9 protein-coding genes are annotated in these 11,844 nt (G+C 46.2%); 1 reads left to right on the forward strand and 8 read right to left on the reverse strand.

What is annotated here, in order from left to right:
- Nucleotides 1-55 precede the first annotated feature (55 nt).
- The 7 genes from G7083_RS00495 to G7083_RS00525 all read right to left on the reverse strand — a co-directional run bounded on the left by G7083_RS00495 (nt 56) and on the right by G7083_RS00525 (nt 10,095).
- Nucleotides 56-532, reverse strand: a complete 477-nt coding sequence (locus tag G7083_RS00495; protein WP_166013071.1) for a GNAT family N-acetyltransferase — start codon at nt 530-532, stop codon at nt 56-58.
- A 185-nt stretch (nt 533-717) separates the two neighbouring features.
- Nucleotides 718-1,623 (reverse strand): LysR substrate-binding domain-containing protein, encoded by a 906-nt coding sequence (locus G7083_RS00500; RefSeq protein ID WP_166013072.1) that lies wholly within the window; start codon nt 1,621-1,623, stop codon nt 718-720.
- A gap of 57 nt (nt 1,624-1,680) precedes the next feature.
- Nucleotides 1,681-3,084 carry an FAD-dependent oxidoreductase gene (locus tag G7083_RS00505; RefSeq protein WP_166013073.1) on the reverse strand — a complete coding sequence of 468 codons (1,404 nt, stop codon included), beginning with the start codon at nt 3,082-3,084 and terminating at the stop codon, nt 1,681-1,683.
- Between the two features lie 382 nt (nt 3,085-3,466).
- Nucleotides 3,467-6,520, reverse strand: coding sequence for a transglycosylase domain-containing protein (locus G7083_RS00510; RefSeq protein WP_166013074.1), 3,054 nt, complete (start codon nt 6,518-6,520; stop codon nt 3,467-3,469).
- Between the two features lie 358 nt (nt 6,521-6,878).
- On the reverse strand, nt 6,879-7,355 hold the full coding sequence (locus G7083_RS00515; RefSeq protein WP_166013075.1) for a response regulator: 477 nt from the start codon (nt 7,353-7,355) through the stop codon (nt 6,879-6,881).
- Nucleotides 7,348-8,673 carry an ATP-binding protein gene (locus G7083_RS00520; RefSeq protein ID WP_166013076.1) on the reverse strand — a complete coding sequence of 442 codons (1,326 nt, stop codon included), beginning with the start codon at nt 8,671-8,673 and terminating at the stop codon, nt 7,348-7,350. The genes G7083_RS00515 and G7083_RS00520 overlap by 8 nt, the downstream gene beginning before the upstream one ends.
- A 9-nt stretch (nt 8,674-8,682) precedes the next feature.
- Nucleotides 8,683-10,095: an SLC13 family permease gene (locus tag G7083_RS00525; RefSeq protein WP_166014960.1), complete on the reverse strand. Its 1,413-nt coding sequence runs from the start codon at nt 10,093-10,095 to the stop codon at nt 8,683-8,685.
- A 298-nt stretch (nt 10,096-10,393) separates the two neighbouring features.
- On the opposite strand from G7083_RS00525, the gene G7083_RS00530 reads away from it, so the two are divergent.
- Nucleotides 10,394-11,281, forward strand: coding sequence for a DMT family transporter (locus G7083_RS00530; RefSeq protein ID WP_166013077.1), 888 nt, complete (start codon nt 10,394-10,396; stop codon nt 11,279-11,281).
- Nucleotides 11,282-11,349: 68 nt separating this feature from the next.
- Here G7083_RS00530 and G7083_RS00535 read toward each other — a convergent pair whose 3' ends face one another.
- Nucleotides 11,350-11,823: a DUF2947 domain-containing protein gene (locus G7083_RS00535; RefSeq protein WP_166013078.1), complete on the reverse strand. Its 474-nt coding sequence runs from the start codon at nt 11,821-11,823 to the stop codon at nt 11,350-11,352.
- Between the last annotated feature and the right edge of the window lie 21 nt (nt 11,824-11,844).

An 11,844-nucleotide genomic window follows, 5' to 3' on the forward strand; every position in this document is an offset into this window, starting at 1 on the left:
AAGTACGCGAACATGTGCCAACAAGGTACGATTTCCTTTTAAAAAATGAACTGACTTAAACCAGCGGCTTACGCAACCAATGAATATGCTGAACAAATCCAGCGCCCTGATAAAAATCTTGTGCGCCACGGTTAAAATCCCACACTTCAACAAACATCTGTTTGACGCCGTAATCTTTGAAAACATGCTCTAATTTATGGCATAACTGACTGGCAATCCCTTGGCCACGAAATGCTGGAACCACATAAAGTTCATCAACACTGCCCATCGACACTGGCTGGCTGACGGTTGAAATTAGTTCACAAAAGTGTCCCGAAATAAAACCAACCAATTGCCCTGCATGCTTAGCCACATATACCAAACACTGAGGATCATCCAAATACCGAGCAATACTCTTTTCTTGTTCAATCTCGTGGGCGGTTTTGAAATGTTCAGGACTCTGCTGATGGTGCTCATCATGCAATTCAAACATGAATTGATTGAGTTGCTCTAAATCGGCACTGCTCGCCGCCGAGAGTGATAGCTGGGTCATGGTGTGATTTTCATCAATTTATTGTGGAACGAAATTGTATAGGAAGACCTAATAAAAATCAGCTCAGTGAATAATGATTTACTGCTATCCGCCTGTTATCCGCGTTGCATAAATGAGACAGACATCAAAAAATATTGATCTCCGCGAAATACACAAGCCAGGTTTAAGCTCGATCGGCGCATAGCTTATTGATTGAGATTGAAATTTAACCACTCGATAAATAGATTACCATCGTGATGGTTGACGTGATGGCGTAACAAATAATGGCGAGTTTCACAAGCGATGCGCCACTCTCCCACCAACACTAATTCACCTCGATCTAGAAGCTGTTGCACTAAAATGTCTTTGACTAATAAGATACCTAATCCAAATGTGGCCGCTTCGATGGCGAGTAATGAGTGATCAAACTGCATGATTGGCTTACTCACGGACTGATCATAGCCCAAACTGGCCAACCAATATTTCCAATTTTCTCGATAGCCAGAGGTTGCCAATTTCGCCGCTTGTGCCAAATCGGCCAAATCATCAATCGGGTGCTGCTGTAAATAATCCGGGGCGGCAACCACAATCCAATGCTCATCAATTAAGCATATGGCCTCCGTTTGCTCAATCGGTAACGTACCATTAATGATCTCAATATCGGCACGCTGATTAGAATTGGGGTAAGGGTTAGAGGTAGTGGAAATCTTCAGTTCAATTTGTGGATTTTGTTGTCGAAACTCGGCTAAACGAGGGATCAACCACTGATGACAAAAACTCTGGGCAATGTGCAGGGTCAATAAACGGCGGCGCTTGCGTTCAAATAGCTGCTCGGTTCCAACCGAAAGGGAATCAAATACCTGAGTCAGTAACGGTAAGTAATATTCAGCTTCCTCCGTCAGCACTAATTTAGAGCCACTGCGTTCAAACAAGGTGGCATTAAGATAAAGTTCTAACTGTTTAACCTGCTGACTGACTGCGGCGCGCGTCACGTTGAGCTCAGCCGCCGCATTGGTCAGGCTTTTGAGTCGAGCGGCAGATTCAAAAGCCTTAAGCGCATTAAGTGGCGGCAAAAAACGTTGCCAGTGTTGGTCAAAAGCGCGAGGCGACATAAATAAACGATGTAATAAAACCAACGCTGATAGTGCCAAGCAAATATGACAATCCGATTACACTACTTTATCTGCCTTACCGGCTGCTCCTGCCAATTTGGCTAGCCATTTATCCCAAATCATCGGCTTGCGTTCTTGATCTTCAGCCTCTTCTTTGCGGCGCACCGCATTTCTGACCAACATCGCCCCTAACCAACGGATGGGCTCTGGTGGAAAGTGTCCTAGCGGGCCTTGTGCTAAACCGCATTGCGACCAAATATCTTGCCGTTCAAGCACCAGTGAGGTCAGAATTTTTGCGCCAATCCGAGTTTGTGCCACACCATTACCTGAGTAACCAAAACCGTACACAATGTTTTTCTGCTGATCCAAATGGCCAAAAAATGGCAAACCGGTCACTGAGCGATCCGATGCCCCAGTCCAATGGTAAGCAAACTGACTCTGATTAAGATCTGGAAATAGCTTTTGGAATGAAGCCGACAGCAATTCAACATAATTACTCGGTTTATTAAACATAGGATCGACGCGATTCGCGTACGAAAAATGGTTGCCCCCTTTGCCGAGCATCAAACGTCCATCCACGGTATCGCGGTAATAATGCACAAAGATACGTGAATCAATCACCGTGGCTCCCGATCTTAGCCCATTGCTGGCTAACTGTTGCGGGATAGGATCCGTTATCAACATATCGGAAGAAACCACCACCACACTGCGTTTAAATTGCGTAAAATGTTCCACCATCCAAGCATTGAGCCCCAGTACCACTTTCTGCGCTGAGATTTTGCCGTTGGGAGTGTGAATAACCGCAGGCGTGCCAAAATCTAACTGCTGCATTGGCGTGTTTTCATAAATGTGCACCCCCAACTGCAGCGCCACTTTGCGTAGTTCTCTAACCAGTAATGCAGGCTGTACACTGCCAGCAGCCGGTGAATAATACCCTTCCAGATGTTGCTGAGAGCCAGAGACTGCCGATAATTCCGACTTAGTACAAGGTTGCCAACTGTTACAACCGAGCTGGGTTAGTTGCTCAACAATTGGCGCCATTTGCCCTTGTTGTGCTGAATTGGTCGCCGTGTAATAAGTGCCATGACGCTTTAATTGCGCTTTAAGTTGATGGTCGAGGCAAAATTGTTCTATTTCATAGACCGCATTTTCTGACTCAGCCACCAACCATTTGGCTTGTTGCTCACCAAACAAGCGCTTGAGAGTGGGATACTTGGTTGACCACGTCAGCAAACAGCCGCCATTGGATCCCGAAGCCCCACTTCCACACAACCCTTTATCAATTAAAACAATCTGTAAATTCGGCTGCTGTTGCTTCAGCATAATCGCCGTCCATAGCCCGGTATAGCCACCGCCGACAATAGCAACATCTGCGCTGATATCTTGCGTAAGTGATTGAGTATCGAGCGGCTGTTCGATTTCAAGGGCTTGTTTAAACCAGTAAGAGAGATGAGGTGACATCGGCATTTCCTTTCAATAATCGCTAAAGAAAATGTAACGCGCTAACCGCTTATCACACAGCAACGATTTCTTGCGCTACGCGTAAGCTTTACTAACGATCATCCTAGCTCATTCACTCTTGGATCAATTTCAATGTTGTCACTAAGTCACTTCAATTGATCATTTATACTCAAACAACTTGGAGTTGCAGGTAGGTGGCAAGTAAGTGAGTCCCCATGAGCATAGACAAACTATGTGATTGGGGTGAATGAACCTAGCCAACACCACTGCAGCTTCCAGTAGGAAGGGTATATTGAGTCTAATTGAAAGTAGAAGTTGAGCGGACAGCAGAAAAAATTAAGGCAGGATCACTCCTGCCTTAATTTGTACTCGAGTAATAAGATCAGAGTGTTAAAGGTCGACAAGCTTGCTCACTGGGAGCTAGATAAGGCGATAAAATCGGTGCCATTCCTTTCAATACTTGAACTGGCAGGGCTGAAGTAAAAGTAAATTTCTCTGAGTTACTGCCAGCAACATAAGCGGTTAAAGTACCAAAATGGCGATCGCCAAGATAAAACACAAAGGTTGCGGTACGGTTGCGTGCTTGTGACTGCACCACATTGCCAGCCCGATCCACAGTTTGAATTCGGTTATCGCCAGTGCCGGTTTTGCCACCCATCACTACCGGGGTTCCATCGGGCAATTTAAACACCCCTGAAATACGCCGAGCCGTTCCGGTATCCACCACTTGTGACAGTGCGCCACGTAACGTTCTGGCGACTTCGACCGGCAACACACGCACCCCTTGAGTTTCCACTGGTGAAAATTCGGTTTCAAACGGAGTATCCTGCGCAAAATGTAGATGGTTAATCCGCTGAGTAGGCACTCGTACACCATCGTTTAAAATAATCCCCATCAGCTCTGATAACGCTGCAGGCCTATCGCCTGAGCTGCCAAGCGCGGTCGCAAGCGACGGCACCAAGTGATCAAACGGATAACCTAAACGTTGCCAACTTTGGTGAATATCTAAGAAGGCTTCAACTTCGAGCATAGTACGCACTCGACTATCGCGTGCATTACGATGGCGAGTTTTAAATAACCAGCTATACACTTCTTGCCGTTTATCGCTGCTTGCCGCCACTACATCATTAAACGTTGCTTGCGAATTTTCATTCAAATAGCCAAGCAACCAAAGCTCTAACGGGTGTACCCGGGCAATATAGCCTTGATCTGGCAGTGAATATTTATCTCGCCCATATTTGTTATACAGTTTTTCCAACTGTTTATCGGTCAGTTTACTACGTGCTGCGGTCGGTAATGTCTTATCCATAAACAGGATAAATTCACTGAGTGAAGCTTCCATCAGCAAGTAACGGTGTACCGCAGCTAAGCGATCTGCACTGGGTTTTAGCCCCTCCAACAGGGTCACCATTCGCTCATCGACGGTCTTATCTTTATATTTACGCCAGAAGCGCTGTAAATAGATCCGCCCCTCTTTATCGGCAAATTGACGCAGATACTCTTTACGTCGTGGATCACTATCATCCTTCAATAACTGAGCACGATAGCCTTCACTGTAGAGCGTATAACGCTCGATATCTTTCATCAGACGTACAAAAGGTAAGTTGATCGACTCGCGCAAGGCATCACGCAAGGTTGGAATTCGATCATTATCTTCTTTACGAAAATTATTGAAGGTGTGAGTACCGCCACCGGTAAAAAATCGTTCATGAGGACTGGCGGAATATTTTCGATCCAGCGCCGCTTCCAGCATAGTCGAAAGATCTCGTTTTTGGCTGGTTAATAACCACTGTAAAGACCATACACTTAATGTGTCCTGAGCATCGACTAACTGACGGCGTAGCTCACTGACCGATAAATCACGATATTTGCTGTGTAATTTGGCCATTATCTCCAGATAAGTGGTCAAGACACGCAGTTTAGCGGTAGAGCCAAGCTCTAACTTACTGCCTTCGTTCAGATCAAACGGTTGATTGGTATTGTCGGTTTGCACACGAACTTTAAACCCGTCATCGGTACGCTCAAACAGGGTAAAACTGTAACGTACATCGGCGGTTTTTTCTGCCGCTAGGAGCCGATAACCAATGATGCCCACTTCATTGGCAAACCCAGGATTGGCCAATTGTTGCAAGTAGTGGGTGACTGAATTTTGTAATTCAAAATTGAGTGTGGTCGAAGCACGCAGATCCATGCGGTCTAGATCATACAGACTGACACCAAACTGACGGCTTAGATGAGTTCGTGCCGCTAACAACCCCTTGTTGGTATTGACTCGAGTCACCACTGGCTGACGTGCAAAATCGCGAAATTCTAGCTTAGCGGCTAAGGCAGCATCCAGTAATGGCTGGGAAATCATCTGTTCACGATAAAACAGTCGTAAGTGACGGTTAGTTAACTCTTGCAAATCGTCACGCCCCTGCATGGCAAGGTAGTAAGAGGGTCGACGGTGAGCAATCATCAGTGCCACTACTTGACGTAGTGCCAAGCCTTGCTCAGCCAGTTCATTTGAGTGGTTAATTTGTGGATCGAGTAATTGGTTGACACGTTGCGGATCGGCAGCAAACCAAACCCATAAACCATCCCCTAAACCATGCACCTCTCCATAGCCTGGGGCTGCCGATAAGGGAACCGAGTTCAAATAAGCCCAAACCACTAATTGACGCGCTTCTAGGGTATCGGGGCCTAACCGATAAGCGCGGACACTCGCCGATACCATCTGACGAATTTTTTCTTGTGGGCTGTAGGTCAAACCGTCTTGTGAGTGACGATATTTCTCAACTTGGGTCGCAAGTGTACTACCCCCTGCCGCTTGTGCATCTAAATCCAAGACTTTACCAACTTGGGTCAAGGCCGCTTTAAAAAAGCGTGGCCAATCAACCGCGGGGTTAACCAATGGATTTTTCTCACTCAGCAAATCGCGGTTTTCAATAAACAGCAAGGACTGCACGACTAAATCAGGGATCGCACTAAACTCGGCATAGTGATGACCTGGATAACGAAATTGATAAACCGTTTCTGATCGACAATCGCTCAGGGTTAAACCTGCCTGCACTTTTTCGGTATAAGGCACAAATAAGCCATATTGAGCATAACGTACCAATTCATCAGAAAAACGAACTTGCTGCTTAACCTCAAACCCACGGGCGAGTAAGCGCTGTTGAATGGTGGGTAACGCCACATAGCCTAAGCGTTGATCAAATGGTCCATAGCTGGGAAAAGTAATTTTATCGCTTACGCCTGGTTCCAATTGATAAGTCATACTAGCCGCGTAGCGACTGATTTCACGGGACTGTATGCTTGAGGTTTCCATTTCATGGTATAACGCTGCGCCACCGGCAGTACTGAGGATCAGCAGCGTAAATAGCCAGAATCGTGATTTGGGTTTTGCGCGTCGACGCTTATTTAATATGCGCCGAGGAATCGAGTCAGATGCCACTTAAATTAAATCCATTTAATCACTGAGAATGCCACTACAAAGAAAAGTCATTGATAGTGAATCACGTCAAGGTGTAGGAAGGTGACTGAATTTGACTAACAGCCTATTGGCTTACCGAATCAAAATTGTCCCTACCATTTGCTGAAAACAATACCGTTAACAATCATCGGTATTTTCAAGACTCGCTACCCTGTATATAACTTAACTATCATTACATGACGATCATGATGTTAACAGATTTTAACAAGGAAAATATCTTTTCCAGTACGATTTTGTCACATTTTAGATAACAACCATGTAGTTATTGTGTTTTACATCGTAAAATGCCCAACGCTATCCCTTTCGTTGAGCATTAAACTTAGCCATGCAATCGCGACAGTACCACGGCTGAATCAAGCTCAGGTTGCCACTCGGTATAATCTAATCGCTGATCAAACACATAATGAGTCACTAAACTACGTACACTCGCCGCTAACGTTTGTGCATGCCACGGCTTTTCAAAATAGTGGTGGATACCCGCCGTATTAATCGCATTAATCGTATCACTGTGTGTCGCTTGCCCAGTCAGTAGCACTTTTTTCGTGTGTGCAAAGCGCGGATCGGCGCTAATTTCACTCAATAGTTCTACCCCACTTTTGCCCGGCATAACGTGATCGGAAATCACCACAGCAATTTTTTCACCTTGCGCATCAAGATCATCGATTAACGCCAAAGCTTCTGCGGCCGATTCACAATCTTCAATATTCAACCAACGGCTCAACGGCTCTAAATCTTGTAACACCGCACTCAGTACTTCGCGTTGATCATCGACGCAAATAATATTCAGCTTATCCATGGTATCCCTCAATTGGTAATTTGATCCTAAAAATGGTTTGCTCATGATCGCTTTTCACCGCCACCGTACCGCCATAGCTGGAGACGATGCGTTTCACAATCGCCAACCCAAGCCCTAATCCAAAAGATAAGCCCTCTTTCTTGGTGGTAAAACTCGGCTCAAATATTTTTCGGCGGGTCGCCTCATCAATTTCCGGACCATTGTTGGTCACGGTGATGTACAACTTATGGCGACTACAATGAGTTTGAATATCAATGTTGGGATCACACGTTTGGGCCATCGCATCACACGCATTTTTGATTAAATTGATCCACACTTGCACCCATTCCGTCGGCGAACCTTTGATGAGCGGTAATCTTCCCGGCCGTATACGTACTGAAACGCGCCGTAAATCACTTTGCAGCAAAGCCAAGGCACGATTAATTGTGCTGTTTAAATCTACGTCTTCATCTAAACGAATATCGGTACGTCCGAGCTGCTTAATCGATTGGACAATCCCTACTGAATGTTTAGCTGCCAATCTTAAATCATGCAAATCTCGCCCCATCTGCCAATAACGAATCGCCAAATGCGGATTTTTCAGCCAATGTGCAGAGAGTTGATTGGCGGGAACCGCCCTAGCTAATTCACGTGCAGTCGTTTTAGGTAATTGATATTGCTGCTCTAACTGTGCACCACGTTCGCGCGCTTCGCTCGATGAGACTTTTTGCCCATACAACAAGCCAAAATCAAAAAATTGGCTGGCTTCTGGGTGCACTTGTTGCAACAGCTCCATAAATAACGTTTCTAAACGTTCGGTTTTACTGCTGACCACGCCGATCGCGTTATTTAGCTCATGGGCAATACCCGCGGCAAGTTGTCCTAATGTGGTCATCTGCTCTGCGGAATGCAATCGTTCTAGCGCCCGCTCTTTGGCTAACGCCTCTTGAGTGGCTCGCCGCTGACGCTGAGATAATTCAGCCACAATCACTGGCATAAACTGACTGCTCAGCGAACCGTATTTGTCGATTTCTTGCACTGGGGTATCGCGATCAATCCATGCCAGCTCAACTTCACTATCGGCAATCACCGTCGAAGAGGCCGTCCATGAACCAGAGAAGAAACTATGCACCCCAATAAATGCACCGCTAGTGGCAGAAAATACCTTGGTGCGCCGTTCACCTTTTTCCGCAAAGTAGCCTGCCACATGACCGCTGCGTAAATAGTACAGTCGATCGTTATAGCCATTCTGAGCCAGCAAAATGGAGCCCGCAGGCAAGCGAATGCAACGCTCTGGATGATTAAAATAACGGGTAATAACCGCGCTAAGATTGGCCATTCGCTTTCCTTAATGGCCGACCATATTCAGGATCCACACCATCACAAAACTCATCAACACCCCGATCACACCTAAAATAACCCCCACTTTTGCCATTTGCTGACTTTGCACATTACCAGTGGCATGGGCCAGGGCATTAGGTGGGGTACTGATCGGCAATGACATTCCCAGCGATGCCGCAAAGGTGACCACCAAAATCAAGGTCACTTCCCCACCTAACGGCGTGAGTGAGGTCATTGAGGCGCCTAATGCCGCCATAATTGGCATCAATAAGTTCGCGGTAGCAGTATGGGACATAAAATTAGCCATTAATAAACAGAGTAGCGATGCGGCCAAAATCACGATGTAAGGCGAATAGTGATCAAATGGAATACTTTGTACGACCAACTCAGCCAGTCCGGTTTTATCGAGTGCTAACCCTAATGCGATACCACCAGAAACCAACCACAGCACATCCCAAGAGATCATTTTCAAATCTTCTTTACCGATGATCCCAGTGACCGAAAAGACCGCGACTGGAATTAATGCCACCGAGTAAGAATTCATGCCATGCAGTGAGCCCAGCATCCACAAAATAATCGTCGCCGTAAACGTGATGTAGACAATAATGGCTTTCGGAGTTTTCAAAAACTTGCCTTTGATGGTCAACTCAATGGTTTTCTGCTCAGCTCGGTACAACGCATCCAGCAAAAACCAAGCTATCGCCATTAAAATCACCACAAAAGGAATACCAAATGCCATCCATTCCGCAAAGGTAATTAAGTTATCTCCAACCAAGTATTTTAAGGCGATGGCATTGGGTGGAGTGCCGATCGGAGTACCAATCCCACCGATATTAGCCGCGACCGGAATACACAGTGCAAAAGCGACTCGGCCGGGATCTTTGGGACCAAATAGCGCAATCACTGGCGTTAAAATCGACAGCATCATTGCCGTCGTAGCGGTATTGGACATAAACATCGAAAACACCGCCGTGATCAACATTAACCCTAACATCACATATTTAGGATTATGGCCAAACGGCTTGAGCAATACGCGAGCTAAGTTGACATCCAAACGGTATTTGGTTGCCGCCATTGCCAAGAAAAAACCACCTAAAAACAGCATGATGATTGGATTAGCGAACGTCGCCATAATTTCCGTCGATGTAAGTAACACACCAAATTCGGGCATACCTTCATCAAGCCGAAACAGAATCAAGCCTTTATCCGATAACATCAGCACTTCGAGCACAATGATCACCACCGAAGTAGAGTAAATCGGGATCGGCTCAAATACCCACAACAGTGCCGCTAATAAGAAAATCGCGATGACCCGCTGTTGAATTACCGTTAATCCATCAAACGGAAACGCCGTGGTTGGCAGCATCAGCACCAGTAATGGGATCAGCAACGGAATAATATATTTAAGATAAGGGCGTATCATGTTCACTCTTCCTGAGATTTGATTGGATATTGACGAATAGAAGGCACGCGTTCACAGCGGCAAAGGTCATTATTGATAGGTGAAAAAGAAATGTTTGGTGTTAGATCAATGATTAAAGTTTCTAAGCTGAGCAATACCTAAAAGTGAGCTTCAGTTAACAAAATCACTCTGTATTAAAAAGCGGCCATTTCAGCTCGTGAGCAGCAATCGGCATGCAACGCTTGCGAGTGGCTATCTCCTATCCTTTTTTTACGGCATAATCAGCGCGCACTTTCTGCTGAGTTTTTCACTATTTATGCCAACGATAAAATCCCCACTGTTGATCGCGATGCTGAGCTTGTTTGCCGCCATGATCACCATTCAATCTGGCGCCTCGATTGCCAAACAGTTATTTCCACTGGTCGGCCCTGGGGGCACAGTGGCGCTACGGATTAGTTTATCCGCTTTAATTTTACTGCTGATTTTCCGCCCTTGGCGCGCACGCTTAAGCTTACCACAGTGGCGATCAATGCTGATTTACGGTGCCAGTTTAGGTGGGATGCAACTGAGCTTTTATTTCGCGATTGAGCGTATTCCACTCGGGATTGGGGTCGCTTTAGAGTTTTCGGGGCCATTACTGCTTGCCCTGCTCTCTTCAAAACGTAAAAAAGATCTGATTTGGGTCGCCTGTGCCATTCTCGGGATTGTCTGTTTACTGCCTGATATGAATGGGGTTGACGCATTAGATCCGATTGGCGTACTGCTGGCATTGACCGCAGGAACTTGCTGGGCAGGCTATATTTGGTTTGGGCAACGTGCTGGTAGCGTCGCTTCCGGTGGAGTAACAGTTGCGATTGGCATGCTCGTAGCGGCAGTGATCTATCTGCCGATTGCCACCCAGCTCGCCACGGCATCGATTTTTAACTGGTCAATTCTACCGATGGCACTGTTAGTTGCCGTAATGTCGAGCGCAGTGCCCTACAGTTTAGAAATGATCGCACTCAGTCGCCTGTCAACTCAGCACTTCAGTGTGTTAATGAGCTTAGAGCCGGCGATTGCCGCGATCGCAGGGCTAGCCATTTTAGGTGAAAGCTTGCAATGGAGTCAGTGGTTGGCGATTTTTATGATCATCACCGCATCGATGGGCTCGACGCTTTCGGCAGCGACTAACGCAAAGGCGGCAGCCAACCTCAATCAGCACTAACACGAGCTGATGGTACACAGATTACCGATACGTTTTTACAACGAAAAATCCGGCCTAAGCCGGATTTTTTATGGGCGCAGTCCGAATTTCGCTTTCCCTTCACTGCTAAACCACAGAACTTCTTTACGGCGACGACCAAGCAACAGTGGACCATCATCATAAAATAAAAAGTTTTTCCAATGGCGTTTAAATACCGACCATTTGGTCTCGACTATGTTGTATTTTTCGTAGCAGAAATACACCGTGACATCATCTTGCCAAGCGAGATGTTCTGCGAGCGCCTGTGGTAACTGTGGCTCATCACTTTCCCACTCTGCCATCCAACTGGTTTCACCACTCCAACACTCCGCTTTACGCGGCCAATCTTGTGAACTAAAACGCTCTGCATCAGGACTCATCTCACTGATGTTTTCTTTCCAAAACTGCGCGGCACGCAGTGGCTCCATCGGCTTGAGCTGCGCAAGATCTTCCGCAGGCAGCGGCATCGAGGCATGAGTAAAAATCCATTTTCTTTGGTACTGTTCCAAAGGCAAATAAGACATTGAATTTCCTTAAATATTCAG

Origin of the sequence: Vibrio sp. HDW18 (assembly GCF_011306175.1) — a bacterium.
GTDB classification, from domain to species: Bacteria; Pseudomonadota; Gammaproteobacteria; order Enterobacterales; family Vibrionaceae; genus Vibrio; species Vibrio chanodichtyis.

What these genes read in the sequence shown, in the direction of transcription:
- G7083_RS00535 (WP_166013078.1), bottom strand. Translation starts at nt 11,823, where the DNA reads ATGTCTTATTTGCCTTTGGAACAGTACCAAAGAAAATGGATTTTTACT.
- G7083_RS00500 (WP_166013072.1), bottom strand. Translation starts at nt 1,623, where the DNA reads ATGTCGCCTCGCGCTTTTGACCAACACTGGCAACGTTTTTTGCCGCCA.
- G7083_RS00520 (WP_166013076.1), bottom strand. Translation starts at nt 8,673, where the DNA reads ATGGCCAATCTTAGCGCGGTTATTACCCGTTATTTTAATCATCCAGAG.
- G7083_RS00505 (WP_166013073.1), bottom strand. Translation starts at nt 3,084, where the DNA reads ATGTCACCTCATCTCTCTTACTGGTTTAAACAAGCCCTTGAAATCGAA.
- G7083_RS00530 (WP_166013077.1), top strand. Translation starts at nt 10,394, where the DNA reads ATGCCAACGATAAAATCCCCACTGTTGATCGCGATGCTGAGCTTGTTT.
- G7083_RS00515 (WP_166013075.1), bottom strand. Translation starts at nt 7,355, where the DNA reads ATGGATAAGCTGAATATTATTTGCGTCGATGATCAACGCGAAGTACTG.
- G7083_RS00495 (WP_166013071.1), bottom strand. Translation starts at nt 532, where the DNA reads ATGACCCAGCTATCACTCTCGGCGGCGAGCAGTGCCGATTTAGAGCAA.